The organism is Nostoc sp. CMAA1605, from assembly GCF_021596505.1.
Taxonomy (GTDB): domain Bacteria; phylum Cyanobacteriota; class Cyanobacteriia; order Cyanobacteriales; family Nostocaceae; genus Trichormus.
In genome coordinates this window covers 82,024-100,226 of record NZ_PJIZ01000001.1, presented here as the reverse complement: position 1 = coordinate 100,226, position 18,203 = coordinate 82,024, and the positions used below count along the sequence as shown (strand labels likewise).

The 18,203-nt window shown below is 42.2% G+C and carries 18 protein-coding genes; 6 read left to right on the top strand and 12 right to left on the bottom strand.

What is annotated here, in order from left to right; translation table 11 throughout:
• Nucleotides 1-74: 74 nt before the first annotated feature.
• From CV014_RS00460 to CV014_RS00435, 6 genes are all read right to left on the bottom strand, one after another.
• Nucleotides 75-374, bottom strand: a complete 300-nt coding sequence (locus CV014_RS00460) for a 4Fe-4S binding protein (protein WP_236140222.1) — start codon at nt 372-374, stop codon at nt 75-77.
• 124 nt (nt 375-498) lie between these two features.
• Nucleotides 499-1,944: a nitrogenase cofactor biosynthesis protein NifB gene (gene nifB / locus CV014_RS00455; protein ID WP_236140221.1), complete on the bottom strand. Its 1,446-nt coding sequence runs from the start codon at nt 1,942-1,944 to the stop codon at nt 499-501.
• An 84-nt stretch (nt 1,945-2,028) separates the two neighbouring features.
• Nucleotides 2,029-2,175 carry a hypothetical protein gene (locus CV014_RS00450; RefSeq protein WP_236140220.1) on the bottom strand — a complete coding sequence of 49 codons (147 nt, stop codon included), beginning with the start codon at nt 2,173-2,175 and terminating at the stop codon, nt 2,029-2,031.
• A gap of 791 nt (nt 2,176-2,966) precedes the next feature.
• Nucleotides 2,967-3,209, bottom strand: a complete 243-nt coding sequence (locus CV014_RS00445) for a hypothetical protein (RefSeq protein WP_236140219.1) — start codon at nt 3,207-3,209, stop codon at nt 2,967-2,969.
• Between the two features lie 10 nt (nt 3,210-3,219).
• Nucleotides 3,220-4,044, bottom strand: coding sequence for an Rpn family recombination-promoting nuclease/putative transposase (locus CV014_RS00440; RefSeq protein WP_236140218.1), 825 nt, complete (start codon nt 4,042-4,044; stop codon nt 3,220-3,222).
• A 135-nt stretch (nt 4,045-4,179) separates the two neighbouring features.
• Entirely contained in the window at nt 4,180-6,297 is a 2,118-nt protein-coding gene (locus tag CV014_RS00435; protein ID WP_236140217.1) for a serine/threonine-protein kinase, read from the bottom strand.
• Between the two features lie 227 nt (nt 6,298-6,524).
• On the opposite strand from CV014_RS00435, the gene CV014_RS00430 reads away from it, so the two are divergent.
• Both CV014_RS00430 and CV014_RS00425 read left to right on the top strand, forming a co-directional pair.
• Nucleotides 6,525-6,749 carry a type II toxin-antitoxin system HicA family toxin gene (locus CV014_RS00430; protein ID WP_236140216.1) on the top strand — a complete coding sequence of 75 codons (225 nt, stop codon included), beginning with the start codon at nt 6,525-6,527 and terminating at the stop codon, nt 6,747-6,749.
• Complete coding sequence (locus tag CV014_RS00425) at nt 6,746-6,970, top strand: type II toxin-antitoxin system HicB family antitoxin (protein WP_236140215.1); 225 nt, start codon at nt 6,746-6,748, stop codon at nt 6,968-6,970. The genes CV014_RS00430 and CV014_RS00425 overlap by 4 nt, the downstream gene beginning before the upstream one ends.
• A gap of 223 nt (nt 6,971-7,193) precedes the next feature.
• Here CV014_RS00425 and ftsH read toward each other — a convergent pair whose 3' ends face one another.
• Nucleotides 7,194-9,095: an ATP-dependent zinc metalloprotease FtsH gene (gene ftsH / locus CV014_RS00420; RefSeq protein ID WP_236140214.1), complete on the bottom strand. Its 1,902-nt coding sequence runs from the start codon at nt 9,093-9,095 to the stop codon at nt 7,194-7,196.
• Between the two features lie 366 nt (nt 9,096-9,461).
• Here ftsH and CV014_RS00415 point away from each other — a divergent pair, with 366 nt between their 5' ends.
• A complete protein-coding gene (locus CV014_RS00415) occupies nt 9,462-10,007 on the top strand; it encodes an NADPH-dependent FMN reductase (RefSeq protein ID WP_103135367.1) in 546 nt (181 codons plus the stop codon).
• Here CV014_RS00415 and CV014_RS00410 read toward each other — a convergent pair.
• Nucleotides 9,969-10,172, bottom strand: coding sequence for a hypothetical protein (locus CV014_RS00410; RefSeq protein WP_236140213.1), 204 nt, complete (start codon nt 10,170-10,172; stop codon nt 9,969-9,971). The genes CV014_RS00415 and CV014_RS00410 overlap by 39 nt on opposite strands.
• A gap of 224 nt (nt 10,173-10,396) precedes the next feature.
• Here CV014_RS00410 and CV014_RS00405 point away from each other — a divergent pair, with 224 nt between their 5' ends.
• Entirely contained in the window at nt 10,397-12,598 is a 2,202-nt protein-coding gene (locus CV014_RS00405) for a lytic transglycosylase domain-containing protein (RefSeq protein WP_236140212.1), read from the top strand.
• Nucleotides 12,599-12,938: 340 nt separating this feature from the next.
• Here CV014_RS00405 and CV014_RS00400 read toward each other — a convergent pair whose 3' ends face one another.
• Nucleotides 12,939-13,595, bottom strand: a complete 657-nt coding sequence (locus CV014_RS00400; protein ID WP_236140211.1) for a glutathione S-transferase family protein — start codon at nt 13,593-13,595, stop codon at nt 12,939-12,941.
• A 282-nt stretch (nt 13,596-13,877) separates the two neighbouring features.
• Here CV014_RS00400 and CV014_RS00395 point away from each other — a divergent pair, with 282 nt between their 5' ends.
• Nucleotides 13,878-14,078, top strand: coding sequence for a hypothetical protein (locus CV014_RS00395; protein WP_236140210.1), 201 nt, complete (start codon nt 13,878-13,880; stop codon nt 14,076-14,078).
• Nucleotides 14,079-14,486: 408 nt separating this feature from the next.
• On the opposite strand, the gene CV014_RS00390 is transcribed toward CV014_RS00395, so the two are convergent.
• Nucleotides 14,487-15,014, bottom strand: coding sequence for an MgtC/SapB family protein (locus CV014_RS00390; RefSeq protein WP_236140209.1), 528 nt, complete (start codon nt 15,012-15,014; stop codon nt 14,487-14,489).
• A 146-nt stretch (nt 15,015-15,160) separates the two neighbouring features.
• Between CV014_RS00390 and CV014_RS29800 the strand changes: the two genes are divergently transcribed.
• Nucleotides 15,161-15,289, top strand: coding sequence for a hypothetical protein (locus CV014_RS29800; RefSeq protein ID WP_268964429.1), 129 nt, complete (start codon nt 15,161-15,163; stop codon nt 15,287-15,289).
• A 20-nt stretch (nt 15,290-15,309) separates the two neighbouring features.
• Here the strand turns inward: CV014_RS29800 and CV014_RS00385 are convergent, their stop codons facing one another.
• Nucleotides 15,310-16,995, bottom strand: a complete 1,686-nt coding sequence (locus tag CV014_RS00385; protein WP_236140285.1) for an NAD(P)H-quinone oxidoreductase subunit 4 — start codon at nt 16,993-16,995, stop codon at nt 15,310-15,312.
• Between the two features lie 607 nt (nt 16,996-17,602).
• Nucleotides 17,603-18,163: a (2Fe-2S) ferredoxin domain-containing protein gene (locus CV014_RS00380; RefSeq protein WP_236140208.1), complete on the bottom strand. Its 561-nt coding sequence runs from the start codon at nt 18,161-18,163 to the stop codon at nt 17,603-17,605.
• Between the last annotated feature and the right edge of the window lie 40 nt (nt 18,164-18,203).

Genomic DNA, 18,203 nt, shown 5'->3' with positions numbered 1-18,203 from the left:
TTTTAAATTCGGCGAACTCACTTTGATTAAACCTGGCGTAATCAGCCTTTTTTATTGTTTGATAGTGAATATTTCTAAGAATAACAATTAAACCAACGTTCCCAATAGTCTTGTTTTTTTGTCAATTTCGCTATAACTCGGTTATATTTAGCAAACCAACTTTCCCAATAATCGCTAGGCACTTTAACGCAACCATCACAGGTGGGACAACCAGCTTTACATTGTGGGACAGTGTGAATGCTGCCAACACAATTTGTGCATAATTCGGGGTCAATCCACCGCTTACCGTCTTCACCAACTTTGATTGCATCAGTGGGACATACAGACAGACAAAGCTTGCAGGAAATACATTGGCCAGTGATTGTGTAAGCCATGACTATTCTCCTTGATGGGGATTGGGGATTGGGGATTGGGTACTGGGGACTTGTACTGAGCTTGTCGAAGTATTGGGTACTGGGTACTGGGAAAACATCTTACCCAGTCCCTAGTCCCTAGTTCCTAGTCCTTATTTCCTTCCTTGACGTATTGTTCGTGAAACTCTAGAGCAACTTTCTCAATCACGTCGTAAGCTTCTACAGTCTGTATGCCAGCTTGGAGCAGTTTTTCTTTGGGGGATTCGCCAATTTTGGCAACTAAAACTGCTTTGCAATCTGCGATTGTTTTCACAATATTGTCAAATGTGGCAGCTTCGCCGTATCCACCTTGACAATAATGGTCTACCTTACGGTGACTGATGAACCGAACTTCAGTCCCATCCACTTCGTAGACTTGGAATTCTTTAGCGTGACCGAAGTGTTGGTTAACTAAGCCGCCGCCTTTGGTGGCGACTGCAACTAGAATTTTGGGACTATTGGCAGCTTGCTGTTTGTTAGCTAATACTTTTTCTTTGGCGGTTTTGAGTTCTTCTCTAAATTTCTCAATACCTGCGTGGACTTCTTGGCGTTTGTCGAAGTGGTATTCTGCGGGCATTTCCAGGAATTTATCTTTGGTAAATTCTTGGCTACGGTCTTCTCCTAATAAGCCTACAGCATCGGCACGGCACTGGCGGCAATGGCGCATCATTTTCATGTTGCCGGCACATTGGTCTTGAACTGACTTAAGTTCTTTTTGTGTGGGGCCGCGTTGACCGGTTAAGCCGAAGTATGTACCGTGTTCTGGTGCAGAAATTAGGGGCATGATGTTGTGCAGAAATGCACCGTTTTCCCGAATGACTTGGTTGACTTCCACTAGGTGTTGGTCGTTAATGCCGGGAATCATCACGGAGTTAACTTTGCACAAGATATCAGCTTCTTTGAGGGCTTGTAAGCCTTCGAGTTGCTTTTCTAGAAGAAGTTTCGCGCCTTCTATGCCTCTGTAACGTTTGCGTTTGTAATGAACCCAGGAATAAATCTGCGCGCCGATTTCAGGGTCAATAGTGTTGAAAGTAATTGTAACGTGATCTATATTCAGTTGTTTAATACGATCAATATGTTCGGAAAGCATCAAACCATTGGTTGAGAGACACAGCTTAATGTCTGGGGCTTTGTCTGCAATCAACTCAAAGGTGCGAAAAGTCTTTTCTGGATTCGCTAAAGGATCGCCAGGGCCAGCAATTCCTAAAACGGTCATTTGAGGAATTTTACCGGCGATAACTAGAACTTTGTGGGCGGCTTCTTCGGGTGTGAGTAGTTCGCTGACTACTCCAGGACGACTTTCGTTAGCGCAGTCATATTTACGATTACAGTAGTTGCACTGAATGTTACAGGCGGGAGCTACTGCAACGTGCATCCTGGCGTAATGATGATGAGCTTCTTCGCTATAGCAAGGATGTTTAGCAATACGTTCTTTGAGCTTTTCATCCATTTCCACGGTGGCGCTGCTGTTGCTGTTGCATCCGCAACCACCTGATTTTGCTTGGGTAGGTGTCGATTCAGTAACGGAAGAGCCTGTAACTGGTGGTGTCATTGAATTTCGCAAAGGTCGGTGGACTAGCTGCCACTGTGGGAGATGAAGAATGAAGTCGAGGCTGTCACACTGCCCGCAACAGTTTTAGCTGTAGCGATCGCTATTACACTTATTTAAGGTGTTTCGCTCAGTATGGCAGGTTATGAAGTCCTGGGGTTTCGGCTGGTGTGTGTCAACTTTGATTTGTTGGTAGAATGTGTGTCCAGCCGCGACTTCTATTCGTGAAGGCATAGTGCTATCTCATCCCTCCACTCACTTTTCGCTTTTGTTTTGTGTAGAAGCGTTAAGTGATTGGCGATATAAGATTTATAGCAGTCGTCTTTGACAGTCACAACGCAACACTCTGGAATAGAATTTATTGGATTTATTAGGGGAATACTCAAAATCTACAAGCACGATTTTGACAGGTTTACAAGAATTAAAAAAAATATTTTTGGGTAGAGGTTCTAGTATTTTCTAATTGGGGTACGAGTATTTATGGAAAGGGGTTCAGGATTTAGTTGTACTCATATGTAACCCAATCGCAGCAAAGGTTTGAGGGCTGTTTGGGCTGATTTGTGACTATACAATTTTGTACTCAAACCCTCCTGAATTCCTGCTGAAAGTCTTGATTTACAAGGGATTTAGGAGGGAAAAACTGGAGTAGATTACGTTGTACTACTCCAGATACGTGCGAAATTCAATTCTGTATCCAACATATCATTTTTTTTAGATAAAAATGCAATTTATATTTTTTTAATTATTAATTAAAAATCATGGTCAATAATGTTTGTAACTCTTATATATCAAGCTTTATCAAATCTCTAAAGCAAGATTATTAATGCAGATTTTTTGCATTAATTTCAACTTTTTTTCTGTTTTTATTCTAGGTTTAAATACCTGATGATATGAGAAATTGAGTATTTATTTGGTGAGGATGTGAGAAAGACAAGAAAAATAAAAATCCTTTGTAATTGACTGTATTCATGAACAAAAATAAACCCGACCTTTGTGAATAGTCGGGTTTTTGAGATTTAATATAATTATTTATTTGGAATTGCTTGCTGGACTTGTATGACATCTAAGTCTAAAGCTTGTGCTATCTGTTCTACAGTTAAACTCAGTGCTAACAGTTTAGGTATAGCTTCTAATTTGGCTTCCTGTTTACCTTCTAATTTGGCTTCTAATTTGCCTTCCAGTTTGCCTTCTTCTAAAGCTTCTTGATAAACCCGTGTTTGTTTTAAATCACTTAAACCAAACATTGCTTCTATCTCCTGGCGACTCATTTGCGGAAATTTATAAACCTGCTACTTGCTGGACTTGTGTAACATCTAAGTCTAACGCCTGTGCTATTTGTTCCACGGTTAAACCGAGTGCTAACAGTTTAGGTATAGCTTCTAATTTGGCTTCCTGTTTGCCTTCTAGTTTGCCTTCTAGTTTACCTTCTAGTTTGCCTTTTTGTTCACCTTCTTCTAAAGCTTCTTGATAAACCCGTGTTTGTTTCAACTCACTTAAACCAAACATTGCTTCTATCTCCTGGCGACTCATTTGCGGAAATTTATAAACTAAGATTGTCTCTATTAATTCTAGTAACTGTTTTTGTGGCAGTTGTAAATTTTGTGATTGTTGGGTGCGGTTGATTAATTCCTTAGCTGTGTTAATGGCTGTATCTTCCGCCTCAATTACTAATTTTATCGTAGCAATGCCTATGGGTAGTGATGTCGTTTCACCTAGTTCCTCTAGGTAAATTACCCTGATGCGTTGACTCGCAAATAATTCGAGGAAATCTGCTTTTGGTGCTGTGTCTATCTGTCTGTAAGGATAAATTACTACTCCCCGCCAAGGATTTTGGCGTTTGTTTTGGCGTAAGTATAGGGTAATTTCGGAAATCAGGCGCAGGTAAATATCTGCATCTGCTTGAAATTGGACTTCTACAAAATAAATCGGCTTGGTGTCATCTTGGATGGGGAGAAATACACCGTCAATTCTAAAGGCTGTTTGTTTGATTTCTACGGCAGCAAATTGATAGATGTTGGCAGTTTCGGGAGGGTTGTCAATGAGTTCAAAGAAGATACTGGGGAATTGTTGGAATAGGCGATAAAAGATGCTGTCTGTTTTCACGCAAAGGTTTTAGCTGATTTTTGGCTAGGGCGATTTTATCATGATTGATATTACCCATGTTTGCTTGGTGCGTGACGGCAATTTGAATATATGGGTGATGTTTTAAATGTTATCGTTGCCGTCACATACCCTACGTTACTCTAGCCGCCAAATTTTGATGGTGTTGTCCTCACTACCACTGACAAGGGTTTTGCTATCTGGGCTGATGGCGACGGAATAAACCGAGTAAGAATGCCCTTTGAGGGTGCGGATTTCTTCTCCTGTTGCCAGATTCCACAGTTTGATGGTACTGTCAGCACTACCACTGGCAAGAGTTTTGCCATCTGGGCTGATGGCGACGGAATAAACCGAGGAAGAATGCCCTCTGAGGGTGCGGATTAATTCTCCGGTTGATAAATTCCATAGTTTGATGGTGTTGTCCGAACTACCACTGGCGAGGATTTTGCCATCTGGGCTGATGGCGACGGAACGAACAAAGCCAAAAAGCTCTCTCAGAGTGAGGATTAGCTCTCCGGTTGCCAAATTCCACAGTTTGATGGTGTTGTCATCACTACCACTGGCAAGGGTTTTACCATCTGGGCTGATGGCGACGGAATTAAACGATGCGATGGAAAGAAGATTTTCAGGATGCCCTTTGAGGGTGCGGATTTGCTTTCCGGTTGCCAGATTCCACAGTTCGATGGTGTCGCCATCATTAGCACTGGCAAGGGTTTTGCCATCTGGGCTGATAGCGATGGAATTAACCGAGTTAAAGTACCCTCCTGTGAGGGGGCGGTTTTCCTCTCCGGTTGCCATATTCCACAGTTTGATGGCATTGCCTTCACCACCACCACTGGCAAGGGTGTTGCCATCTGGGCTGATGGCGACGGAATTAACCGATTTAGAATGCCCTGTGAGAGTGCGGATTTCTTCTCCTGTTGCCAGATTCCACAGTTTGATAGTTTTGTCATAACTACCACTGACAAGGGTTTTACCATCTTGGCTAATGCCAACGGAACTAACCTTCCCAGAATGCCCTCTAAGAGTTCTTGTTAAGAAAACATCACTATCTTCGCTAGCGGTTAAAGATATGGGATTACTTGGAAATAAGGTATGGCGAACATAACCAATGAACTGGGTTAATACTAATCCCCCCAGAGTAATAGCCACACCTGCGAGTAATCTTTTTTTGAGTTTGGTATTTGAAGCGAAAGGCTTTTGTGGCGGTGCTTTCGGTTTTACTGGTGGGGTTAAGATTGGCGGTTGAGAAGGTACTGTAACAGGAAATGGTGATGCTGAGGTTGTAATTACAGGTTGGGTTGGTAGTGCTGGAGGTGATGCTAATGGTGGAGTTGTAATTAACGTTTGAATTGGGGTTACTGGTGGTGGCGGTGGTGGATTTAAAGCTTCTAAAACTTCTTGAGCCGACTGATAACGCTGCTGGTGTTCTTCTTGGAGTAACTTATCTAGTATTTGCCCAAATTCTTCACTGATTGTTTGCGGTAAATGCTGTCTCCAACTGCCAACCCAACCATAACCTTGACGCTTCCACAATTCCCAAGGATGAATCCCACTCAACAGGTGAAAACAAGTTGCACCGACGCTATATAAATCACTGGCTGGGTACGCTTCACCTCCCTGCATTTGTTCTAGTGGTGCATAACCAAAAGAACCAATGGTTGTTCCTTGTGAAGTCATTACCGTTGCTGTCAGTTGTTTGGATGCACCAAAATCAATCAGTACCAACTTCCCATTGCTGTCACGAATGATATTCTCTGGTTTGATATCGCGGTGAATGACTTTTTGTTGATGAACTGTTTTGAGAATATCCAATAAATCCTGCAATAACTCTCTAACTTGCTTCTCTGCGAAATTTCCCTGATTTCGTAATTCTTTTAATAAATTCTGCCCGTCGATGAACTCCTGCACTAAATAAAGGCGATTATCTTCATTGAAATAAGCTAACAGTGTGGGAATTTGCGGATGTTTGCCTAACTGTTGCAGTCGTTTGGCTTCTTGCTCAAATAATTCTGTGGCTTTGTTGAGTGCGCCTGTTCCCTGTACTTGCGGTGCAAATTGCTTGATGACGCAATGTTCGTTTAATTTGTCTACATCTTCTGCTAAATAAGTTTTCCCAAATCCTCCACCACCTAATGTTTTGATTGGGCGATAGCGGTTTCTCAACACGATTAAGGGAACACCGCAGTTAGAACAGAAATTTACACCGTCGGGATGGGGTGGGTTGTGGCAAGCTGGATTTAGGCAGCAGGTCATAACTGTGCTTTTATAGGCAAGTGTATGTATTATCGCTTAAATACAAATTACTCTGAGTAGATACCGCAAAATTTCTGAAGCTTTCTTGGGTTGGGCTATTGCTGGTAGAACTGATGATTATTTGTGCCACAATTGAGAAACAGACAATTAATCACACAAAGGAATAAGCACAAGCCTGTGTGCCTGTCAAATGTTATCAAACACCTATGGCAATGTAAGCTGAGTTTATGCCCAAGAAAATTAGAGAACTCAAAAGCTTATTGCTGGAAGCAGGGTTTACTTATAAACCTGCAAAGGGAAGTCATAGTAAATGGATACATCCCCTATTATCTCAAGCTATTATCATCGCTGGCAAAGATGGAAGTGATGCTAAACCTTATTTAGAGAAACAAGTTAATCAAGCACTTGCAGAATTACAGAAAATGGCAGCAGGGGAGGAGACAGAAGAATGAAATATACAGTTATTATTCAATGGTCTGAAGAAGATCAATGTTATGTGGTTTTGTTACCTGAATTTACTAATCTGATGCAGCCTTGTACTCATGGAGATACCTATGAGGAAGCGTTGAAAAATGCTCAGGAAGTTTTAGAAATGTTGATTGAGTCAGCTTTAGAAAATGGTGAATCTTTGCCAGAACCGAGAACATTAGGAAATTCATTTCAAGTAGCATGAATATATGGTTACTTACCGCCAAACTAGAGTGATTTGACGGTTGTAATACCCAATTGGGATAGGTAGGTAGTATTATTTCGAGATTCTGGAACAGTCTAAGAATCTAGGTTTTTAATCCAAAATCTCAAATCCAAAATCCAAAATTAGTATAAGGGCGGGTTTGACTAAAATATCTGTTTGAGAGTGTTAATCTCTCACAAAACCCGCCCCTATTGACTATTTACTAATAACTCACAACTTGAGTTAATTCATCACTAGTAACTTGTGTGTTGTTTTCCAGCACAATTTTGCGGAATAATTCGCCATCAATGGTTTCTTGATCTGCCAACAAATCTGAGAGATATTCTAATAGTGTCCGGTTTTCTTGCAAGATTTCTTTGGCTTTTTGATAACATTCATTGACAATTTCGCGGACTTGTGAATCAATTCTGGCGGCAATTTCCTCGGAGTATTCTGATTTATTCATCCAGTCGCGACCTAAAAATACTTCATTGTTCTGATTTTCTAGGGATAATAAACCTAATTCAGACATCCCAAAGCGCGTCACCATTTGCCGTGCCATTGCTGTTACGTGTTGCAAATCGCTGCTTGCGCCGTTTGTGACTTCTGGTTTGCCAAATACAATTTCTTCGGCGGCGCGACCTCCTAAAGTGGAGGTAATTTCGGCTTTGATTTGGGAACGAGACTTTAACCCTTGTTCTTCATTGGGAGTAAACCAGGTTAATCCTAACGCTTGTCCCCGTGGCATGATGGTAACTTTTTGTACGGGGTCATGGTCTTTTAATAAAGTCCCAACTAAGGCGTGTCCGACTTCGTGGTAAGCAACTAAACGTTTGTTTTTACTGTCCACCAAGGGTGTCCTTTCCATCCCGGCCACAACTCTGTCTATGGCATCATCGATTTCTAGCATGGTGATGGCTTCTTTGCGTCTTCTGGCGGTGAGGATGGCGGCTTCATTGAGGAGGTTGGCTAAGTCTGCACCGGTAAATCCTGGGGTACGGCGAGCAATCACATCTAGTGATACGCTGGGGTCAAGTTTTTTATTGCGTGCGTGGACTTGCAAAATTTCTAAGCGGCCTTTGATATCAGGTGGGTAAACTAATACCTGTCTATCAAAACGTCCTGGACGTAACAAGGCTGCATCTAAGACATCGGGACGGTTGGTAGCAGCAATAATAATGATGCCTGTGTTACCTTCAAAACCATCCATTTCGGTGAGTAACTGGTTGAGGGTTTGTTCTCTTTCATCGTTACCGCCACCGATACCTGTACCCCGTTGTCTACCTACTGCGTCAATTTCATCAATGAATATTAGACAAGGGGCATTTTCTTTGGCTTTCTTGAATAAGTCGCGGACACGGGAAGCACCCACACCCACAAACATTTCTACGAATTCTGAACCGGAGATACTAAAGAATGGTACACCAGCTTCCCCTGCGATCGCCTTCGCCAGTAAAGTTTTACCTGTTCCTGGAGAACCTATCAACAATACACCTTTGGGAATACGTGCGCCGACAGCCGTAAATCTTTCTGGCTGCTTTAAGAAAGTCACCACTTCTTGCAGTTCTTCTTTGGCTTCTTCTATACCCGCTACATCGTCAAATTTCACTCCGGTTTTCGCTTCCATTTGGAAACGCGCCCTAGATTTCCCAAAGTTTAAGGCTTGGCTAGAAGCATTGGTAGAACGACGCAAAAACAGCAGCATTAAAGCCACTAAGGGTAAAATCCACAGCAGATTGAGGAATAATCCCCCCACTGCTCTACTATTGGCAGAGAAGACTTTTTCCCCAAACTCAACATTATTTTCCCTGAGTTGATTAATTAACTCTTTATTGTCCTGTAGAAGCGTCACCTTGATGGGTGGGGAATTTGGCTTTTGATCTTTTAAATAAACGTGTGCTAATTGTTCAGTTTCATCCAATTCTACTTCTTTAACTTGATTTTGCTTGATTTTTTGGAGCAACTGTCCATAAGTTAAGGGTTCGCGTTCTGCCTTCTGTGCCAAAACCGGACTACCGCCAAACATACTCGGCAACATGATCAGACTAGCTGCTAGCGCACTAGCCCACACAGCGCGCTTTGGTGATTGCTGTTTCATCAATGTTTTCTTACCAAAATTTTTCATAAAAATTACCCTTTGTCTGATGCCATAAGCCGAGCATATTTTCCTGACTTCTCTTTTAGCAAAAATCCTAATAACTGGAAATTACTACTTATTTAATCTAGTCTAACTCTCAAAGGAGGGTGTGGGGGTTTAAGGGTGTGGGGGTGTAGGGGAAATACTTTCAAAGGCGTAATGAACTAAGCCAACTGCTAACGGGGATGGGTTTTGGTAGATATTCACCTTTGAACACAGATATTTTGGTTAAACTTGCCCGGACAACAATAAACAATACCTCAGTAATTTGACGGTGGTACGATAAATCGTTAAGATTGTTAACATAGTCGTAATGACTTCGGTTTTTTAGAATTACTTAATAATGGGTGAATTATGGTGAAAATTGTTGGCATAGGCGGTAGTTTAAGACCCAACTCCTACACCCAGTTGGCTTTACAAGTAGCAGCACAAAGGCTTGAGGCTATAGGTGCAGATGTAGAAATTCTCGATTTACGACAGTTGCAATTACCGTTTTGTACTGGAGCTAAAGAATATTTAGAATATCCAGATGTGCAGAAATTACGTGATACTGTTCGCAATAGCGATGGCTTAGTTTTAGCTACACCTGAATATCATGGTGGTGTCAGTGGTGTAATTAAAAATGCCTTGGATTTAATGAGTTTTGAGGAACTTTCTGGAAAAGTAACAGGATTACTCAGTGTATTGGGTGGACAATCGAACAGTAACGCTTTAAATGATCTGCGGTTGATTATGCGTTGGGTACACGGTTGGGTAATTCCAGAACAAATTGCGATCGGCCAAGCTTATGCTGCGTTTAGTCCCGACGGTAAAATCTTGGATGAAAAATTGTCTCAAAGATTTGACCAGTTCGCTCAAAGTTTAGTTGATACTACCCGTAAGCTGAAGGGAATTAGTTAAGGGAAGTATTCTGTTGGGCATGGGGCATTGGGCATTGGGCATTGGGCATGGGGCATTGGGGGGTGAGCGAAAAAAGGTGTGGGGAGTGTGGAGGGTAATTTTTTTGGATACGTAGCTAGAAATCCCACACAAAATTTCGTTCACCCGGCATTGGGCATTGGGCATTGGGTGGGTGTTTCCCTATTCCCTATTCCCTATTCCCTATTCCCCAGTCCCCAGTCCCCAGTCCCCAGTCCCCATTAGGTGAACTATCATCTTTAAAACTGCTAACATCGATAATCTGACAGATTTTTCCGAAACGGGGAAATCTCTAGTGAAGAGGTGATTACACTTATGGCAAGTAATGCTAGAGTTGCAGGAAATTTATCGGCACCTTTCAGCGAGTATCCATGCTGAAGAAACTACAACAAAAACATATTACCTTGATTGCTGGCGCAGCACTATTTGCCTTTTCTGCTGGGGCAATGGTATCAGCACCGGAGATTGGCAAATCTTTGGGACAATGGCTGAATCTTTCACAGGCTCAGTCAGATCAGCTATCTGCGTCTAGCCAAGTCAAGTCTGCTGTGTTCCCACTAATATCACAATCTCCAGCAGAAAGAGCCACTAAATTAGCCCAGATTGCCCAAAATGGCCGTTCGCCAGATAGAGAACGGGCGCGTTATCTGCTGGCGAGTGATTACATAGAAACTAAACAAGGACAAAAAGCTGTGGAACTGTTGACAGGGTTAGAAAAAGATTACCCTGTTCTAGCTCCCTATATTTTACTCAGACAAGCCCAAGCGCAGGATCTTCTCGGTGCAGATGGTAAAGCTTCTGATTTAAGACAACAGGTACTTAAAAAATATCCCCAGGAAGCGGCGGCGGTAAAAGCCAAGTATTTGATTGCTCAACCCAAACTCCATGATATGGCGATCGCGCAATTTCCTTCCCATCCCCTCACCTGGGAAATCATCAGAAAGCGTCTGCAAGAAAATCCCAATCAGCCCCAATTACAGTTAATTTTGGCTAAATATGCCTACAATCAGCCAGGAACCGTAGGAGTATTAGATCAACTCGTCAAAGAGTCGGGTTTAAAACCAGCAGACTGGGAAACTATTGGTACAGCCTATTGGGAAAATAATCAATTTACCAAAGCGGCGGCGGCTTATGCTAACGCCCCCAAAACTGCCCGTAACCTCTACCGCCAAGCACGGGGATTACAAGTAGGCGGGAAAGACAAAGCAAAAGCGATCGCAATTTATAATCAACTAGTCAAGCAGTTCCCAGAAGCCAAGGAAACTGGTTTTGGTTGGTTGCGGTTAGCAGAGATGGCAACCAACAACAAAGACGCTTTACCCTATCTTAACCGTGTCATCGCTCAATTTCCCGAACAAGCTAGTCAAGCTTTAGTCAAAAAGGCGCAAATTTTCCAAGCCCTCAAAGATGAGAAATCAGCCCAACAAGCTTGGCAACAACTGATTACTCAGTATGGCAAGTCCGACGAAGCCGCAGAATATCGTTGGAAGATTGCCCAAGAAAAAGCCAAAGCCAGAGATTACGTCACCGCCTGGAAGTGGGCAAGACCAATTGTCACCGAAAACCCAGATAGTATCTTAGCTCCCAGAGCCGGATTTTGGGTGGGTAAATGGGCGACTAAGTTGGGCAAAGACGAAGAAGCAAAAACCGCCTATGAGTATGTAGTTAGCCAGTTTCCCCAATCTTATTATGCTTGGCGATCTGCGAATATGCTGGGTTTGAACGTCGGCGACTTTAATAACGTCCGTCAACTCCAACCAGAAGTAGTTCCCCATCAACGTCCTGTCCCCACCGCAGGTTCTGATACCTTTAAGGAATTGTATCTTTTGGGACAAGACAGGGATGCTTGGCTGCAATGGGAAACAGAATATGTCAACAAACAACAACCGACAGTCGCCGAACAATTTACAGAAGGATTGATGCGGCTAGCACGGGGTGAAAATCTTTCTGGGATTAATTTAATCTCTAAATTAGAAGACCGAGAAACCCCAGAAGAACAAGCCGAGTATCAGCAATTGAGCCAACAGATCACCTATTGGCAAGCCCGTTATCCTTTCCCCTACTTGCAAACAATTGAGAAATGGTCAGCCCAACGGCAACTCAACCCATTACTAGTGACAGCATTGATGCGTCAAGAATCACGGTTTGAGCCGAAAATTAAATCTGTGGTGGGCGCGACTGGGTTAATGCAGGTGATGCCAGATACAGGTAAATGGATAGCTTCAAAAATTCAGGTAGATAGCAAAACCATCGATTTAGAAAACCCCAACGACAATATTATGTTGGGGACGTGGTATTTGAATTATACCCATGAGCAATATAACAATAATTCCATGTTAGCGATCGCCAGTTACAATGCTGGCCCCGGCAACGTTTCCCGATGGTTGCAAACTCTCCCCAACCAAGACCAAGATGAGTTTGTCGAAACCATTCCTTTTGATGAAACCAGAAACTACGTCCGACAAGTATTTGGTAACTATTGGAATTATCTGCGACTGTATAACCCAGAGATTTCTAACTTGGTAGCTAAATATTCCACCCAGCATCCCAAATTACCGGGCGTTGGGGAGTAAGGAAGCAGGGGGGCAGGGGGCAGGGGGCAAGGGAGAGGGTTTACAGCTTTTGCCAGTATGAAAATGATGCCATTTAAATGACGATTAGCTTAGACAAACATAAGCTATACCCAATCCCCAATTTTGAATTTGGAATTAATATCAGTCTTCATACCAATTCACTAAAGTTGCTGATACAAATCCAAATCCAAAAACCCTTGTCAAGTCACAATTCCTCAATTGCGTTAGCGTAGCAGGGAGGGAGCATCGTTGCGAATTGCGTTATCGTAGCGGGACGTTAGTTCATTGCGAATTGCGAATTGCGAATTGCGAACTGCGAACTGCGAATTGTTATAAGCTCCTAAGTCCTGCGTTCTATGATGGCTTTGATGTTGGGTATGGCAGCTAATACAGCACCCATGCTGGGAGTAGTTTTTTGCCAGCTATCCCGTGCTTCCAGTCTTTGAAGCCATGCTGATAGACGGGGATAGGTATCAAAATTAACACCAAACATCTCTAAAGATGGAATGAGCGTGCCTGCCACTACTTCTGCTAGTGTAAAATCTTCGCCAGCAAAGTAAGTCTTATCACCTAATAAATTTTCGTAAAACTGTAAGACGGTGGCGACTTGTTTTTGGGAAGACTCTAGTTTTTGGGGGTTAGTGTCTAAATCTACTAATTGCCTTGTTAATAGCATGGTAGCAGGCTGTAGCTCATTGAGTGTAACCATTTCTACCATCCGTACTGTAGCGATCGCTTGGGCTTGACTCGGCATTAAGGATGGGTGGGGATATTTCGCCTCTAAATAATCTAAAATCGCCAGAGATTCCACTACCCGAAATCCCTCATCCACAATTACGGGTACACGCTGCAAGGGATTAATTGTAGTGAAACTAGCTTGAAATTGATCCCCATCCAGATTTACCAAACAGGGTTCAAAGGGAATTTGTTTTTCTAATAATGCCACCCAAACGCGACGAGCATTCACAGAAATGGGATTGTAGTAAAACTTCAGCATTGCCACCCTAAGTTTACGAATACGCCCTTTACTATACGCGATCAAGACTTACGCAACGAAACTCTTCATGATGAGATGTGTGAAGAGGTCAGGTTTATCAACTTTTGAGTTCTACAACTTTTATGGTTTCGATGTGGAGGCTGGAAGATGTGGAAGCAGAGAAAGTCAGGAAACCAATATACATTTTGGTTAAGAGAAGATTATTAAAAGTATTATGTTTAATTAAAATAAAATGAGAAAGTACACCTAGTATCCTCAGCATCCAAATTTATAGGAGAACTTTTGCAAATTCCCAAAAGTATTCAAATCGGAGACAAAGTTTTGATTCTACGTCCAGCATACGTAGCTGGGAAGTTTGGCGTGATTTGCGGACGAGAGTCACTTGCAGATGGTCAATCAAACAACCGTTGGCTCATCCAAGTAGAGATTGATAACATTGTTGTGTCGCTCACTCCTCAAGATTTTCAAGTCCTGGGTCATTAGTCGAGATTCATTTCTGGCGAATTTGAAGGTTATTTGGCAATGGAGAGTTATACCAATTTTGGATTTTGGATTCAAAACCTAGATTCTTAGCCTGTTCCCAAATCTCGAAACAATACTACCTATCCCAACTCATTATTATTTCTTAGTTCGCTGTAATTTTTTCCAAGTGCTTTTATTTGGCCATCAGCCTTCAGAAGTTCGAGACAATAGTCATCATCACAGTTTAGTAAGTAGAACAGTGTAGATAATTCAAGGCTTGTAGTGAGGACTTTAGTCCTCTCATAAGGACTGAAGTCCTTACTACGAACTAGATGCCAATTTTTTTACATTACTTCACATAGTTTGATTTTTTCAAGTCTTTCTACTTATCGGTTTCAAAAATGGTGAGAACACCTAAAGAATTGAGCATTAATCGTCATCATCATTGATTATGAAATCTCTGGTATTAGTGCTTTTAACCTGATTCTCTAATGTTGCGAAAGAACGATTTAGGCGTTTGACACCACTTAGGGTAATCAACGTGAGTAATCCTCCGATTAATCCCATTTGCCACAAACCACAGCCTATGGCCGCACCTAAACCAGCCGCAGTCCATACACGGGCGGCTGTTGTCAACCCACGGACTTTCGGCTTGTCGGACTTTCTAGGAGATTCTTGTAAAATCAATCCTGCTCCGAGAAATCCTACTCCAGTAGCTACACCCTGAATGGTTCGGCTTAAAGCGTTAGTGGCTGCATAGGGACTATCACCTTCAGCCTGTAAAGGAATCATCACAAATAAGGCTGCACCCATACTGACTAACATAAAGGTTCTCATGCCGGCTGGTCTACCGCCTTGTTGACGATTGAATCCAATCATGCACCCAACTACCAAAGCTAGAGCTAGTCTAAATGCTATGTGTGGCCAATCGTTAGGGGTAATGATCATTTCTCCCATTGCCAAATTCCTGTTTATAAATAAAGCTTAATTACGGTAAGTCTCTAGATTTAGTCAAGTTTATTAAAAATTTAACACAAGGTTAAAAATAAGTAAAATTTTATATTTGATGTACAGAAAGCAGGGAATAGTGCAAGTGTTGAACGATGACTGTTAGGGACTTCCAGATAAAAAATAGTTTTAACACCCGAATAAACTGTGTAAATGCGGTGTTTTGTCAAATTTTTTGGAGACAAAAGAAAAAGCGATCGCTTCATGGCGAGGCGATCGCTTAATATTATCCAGAGGATGACTCTTACTTCACAATCCCGGAAACAGCCATAATTTCAGGTTCGCTGATTTGAGGAGATAAGAAATCTTGGGCATATATCCGAGGATTGGTTTGGGCAATTTGAGTATAAGATTGCCGTACCTGAGTGTTCACAGCTACTGTTTTCACATCATAGATATTAGTAGCTAACTTAGGATAAACACCAATCCCAATAATCAACACCAAGAAGGAAGCAGCAATAAACACTTCTCTAGTAGTAGCGTCTCTATACACTGCTTGGCTTGGTAACAAACAATCTGTACCAAAGCAGACTGTCCCTTCATCTTCCTGGTTTTCGTAAGCTGAGTTGTTAATGTTGCAGGATAATTCTGCACCAGTTCCGTAAAATACCTCTCTCAACATTGATAACAGATAAATCGGAGTCAAAATCACACCTACAGCAGCTAGGAAAACCATCACAGTGCAGAAAGTTGAACTGTAAATGTCACTGGTAGTAATCCCGACAAATACCTGAAGTTCACTGACAAATCCACTCATTCCAGGGAGTGCTAAGGAAGCCATCGCACCGGCGGTGAATAAAGCAAACACTTTCGGCATTAATTGACCAATACCACCTAAACTGTCCATCGCCATTGTGTGGGTACGGTCATAAGTAACCCCAGCTAGGAAGAATAACACCGCCGCAATTAAACCGTGAGACAGCATTTGCAGCATTGCACCACTTACACCCACATCGGTGAAAGAAGCGATACCCAACAGCACGAAACCCATGTGAGATACAGAGGAATAGGCGAGGCGGCGTTTCATGTGGGTTTGAGCAAAGGAATTTAACGCCCCGTAGATAATATTGATGACACCAAGAGTAGCTAAAACAGGAGCAAAGTAGATATGGGCATCAGAAAATATTTCTAAATTAAAGCGAATTAATCCATATCCACCCATTTTTAAAAGTACACCCGCCAAAATCATGGATACAGGTGCAGAAGCTTCACCGTGGGCATCAGGTAGCCAAGTGTGCAAGGGGAAAATCGCCAGTTTGACACCGAAAGCAATTAATAATCCAGCGTAAAGTAGTAATTCTAAAGCTAAGGGGTAATTCTTCGCACCCAGTTCCACAATATCAAAGGTGGTGTTGTCACCGTAGAGAGCCATTGCTAGCCCAGCTACCAGAATAAAAATCGAAGCGGCTGCGGTGTAGAGTAAGAACTTTGTAGCAGCGTAGCGACGTTTTTGACCACCCCAAATTGATACTAAAAGATACACAGGAACTAGTTCTAATTCCCACATGATGAAGAATAGCAGCGCGTCTTGAGCCACAAATACACCAATTTGTGCTGCATACAACACCAGCATTAAGAAATAGAACAGGCGTGGTTTCAGGTTCACCTGCCAAGCCGCCAGCATGGAAAGTGTGGTGACAAATCCTGCCAACAGTACAAGCGGCATGGAGATACCATCAACAGAAACAGCCCAGCTAAAGCCCAACTGAGGTACCCAGGCATATTTTTCCGCAAGCTGAAAAGTTGCACTGTTGGTATCGTAATTTGCCCAAAAGGCGTAGCACATCAAAACAAAGTCCGCGATACCAACACCCAGGGCATACCATCGCACCAGTTTGCCGTCTTTGTCAGGCAACACGGGAATGGCTAGGGAAGCAACGAGTGGCAGCAGAATAATCGCGGTTAGCCAAGGAAATCCATCAGCTATCATGGCAATGAGCAAAAATACTTATGTGTGAATAAAACCATTCTATTAAACTTTGTTAACTTCTCCAAATAAATCTTTACCGCACCTGAGCATCAGCAAAAATCTATTCAATAGTCAAAAATCAATGAATATTAGAGGAAATCATAGATAAAGGCAGGGGATTGGGGATTGCGGATTGGAGTTACAAAACTTTAACTAAACCGCAAAGATCCTCGACTGTAGGCAACAGTCGGGGATCTTTGCATGAGGATTTGTAAATTTATTGGCGAAAATTAACTATAAAATCTATTTTTTGTAAAACTGAATACAGAAGTAATTTGATTTATACCCTGTATGTACTTGGTGGAGTCAATAGCTTGATAAATGACTTTTGTGAGAGGGCTAGAAACGATGCTAGTTACGGAAACTTATCCTGTATTTCCATTCAGACCCTTATCTGGCATAAATTGTGATGATCACATCACTCCTATCAATGAGACTTGGGTAAAGTTGCTTCATCTCCCTAGTGAATATAGTGGTGATGAAGCTAAGTTACTCTGTCAGGAGTCTCCAAACACCTGGGTAGCGTGGATACCGGACTATGGTGAAATGACTCTGCACGAAAGTTGTTTTATTCCCTTGTGGTGAGATAGCTTTCTAGGAGTGAAGCGATCGCTTGCGGACAGTTCTTCTTGTATTTCTTTTTACCCAGCATTAAAATACAGTTGGGCGCACTGCTACAGCGTTTCTGACAACTGGTGTGTTCGATAGTCACTTTGTCAAGTAAACCGCGATCGCACAAAGTTTGTTCTAGCTCAGATAATAACCCTTGACCACCTCTTTTTATGCAACCCGCTTTTTGACACACCATAATTTTCGCTGATGGTTGCGTTGGTAAGTCTGCGTGGGAATGGGGAACTGACTCATCACTAATCTTAGTGACTTCATAAGCTTTGAGTTTAATTGTCCCTTTGTATCGGTGTAATTTACCGACCCCATAAATATTAATGCGCTCACCTATGTTGAGAGATGAGCTTAAACAAGAGCGTAATTTTTTCGGTAGTTTAATTAACACATCTCCAGAGGGAATAGCCAAACTCAAGTATTTAATTTTCTTGGGTTTATTGCCCATAAAACCCAAGAAATTACCCTCAAGATTAAACTCTGATAACTGCAAAAATTTGTCACCCATGTTCAGTATGAGAAAGGGAGTAGGGGATAGGGGTGTAGGG

Bases quoted from the DNA above. Each gene is read 5' to 3' on its own strand.
- CV014_RS00415 (WP_103135367.1), top strand. From the start codon at position 9,462: ATGGTGAAAATTGTTGGCATAGGCGGTAGTTTAAGACCCAACTCCTAC.
- CV014_RS00400 (WP_236140211.1), bottom strand. From the start codon at position 13,595: ATGCTGAAGTTTTACTACAATCCCATTTCTGTGAATGCTCGTCGCGTT.
- CV014_RS00435 (WP_236140217.1), bottom strand. From the start codon at position 6,297: ATGACCTGCTGCCTAAATCCAGCTTGCCACAACCCACCCCATCCCGAC.
- CV014_RS29800 (WP_268964429.1), top strand. From the start codon at position 15,161: ATGACTGTTAGGGACTTCCAGATAAAAAATAGTTTTAACACCCGAATA.
- CV014_RS00390 (WP_236140209.1), bottom strand. From the start codon at position 15,014: ATGGGAGAAATGATCATTACCCCTAACGATTGGCCACACATAGCATTT.
- CV014_RS00425 (WP_236140215.1), top strand. From the start codon at position 6,746: ATGAAATATACAGTTATTATTCAATGGTCTGAAGAAGATCAATGTTAT.
- CV014_RS00385 (WP_236140285.1), bottom strand. From the start codon at position 16,995: ATGATAGCTGATGGATTTCCTTGGCTAACCGCGATTATTCTGCTGCCA.
- CV014_RS00460 (WP_236140222.1), bottom strand. From the start codon at position 374: ATGGCTTACACAATCACTGGCCAATGTATTTCCTGCAAGCTTTGTCTG.
- CV014_RS00410 (WP_236140213.1), bottom strand. From the start codon at position 10,172: ATGCCCAATGCCCAATGCCGGGTGAACGAAATTTTGTGTGGGATTTCT.
- CV014_RS00445 (WP_236140219.1), bottom strand. From the start codon at position 3,209: ATGAGTCGCCAGGAGATAGAAGCAATGTTTGGTTTAAGTGATTTAAAA.
- CV014_RS00430 (WP_236140216.1), top strand. From the start codon at position 6,525: ATGCCCAAGAAAATTAGAGAACTCAAAAGCTTATTGCTGGAAGCAGGG.
- CV014_RS00380 (WP_236140208.1), bottom strand. From the start codon at position 18,163: ATGGGTGACAAATTTTTGCAGTTATCAGAGTTTAATCTTGAGGGTAAT.
- nifB (WP_236140221.1), bottom strand. From the start codon at position 1,944: ATGACACCACCAGTTACAGGCTCTTCCGTTACTGAATCGACACCTACC.
- CV014_RS00450 (WP_236140220.1), bottom strand. From the start codon at position 2,175: ATGCCTTCACGAATAGAAGTCGCGGCTGGACACACATTCTACCAACAA.
- CV014_RS00405 (WP_236140212.1), top strand. From the start codon at position 10,397: ATGCTGAAGAAACTACAACAAAAACATATTACCTTGATTGCTGGCGCA.
- ftsH (WP_236140214.1), bottom strand. From the start codon at position 9,095: ATGAAAAATTTTGGTAAGAAAACATTGATGAAACAGCAATCACCAAAG.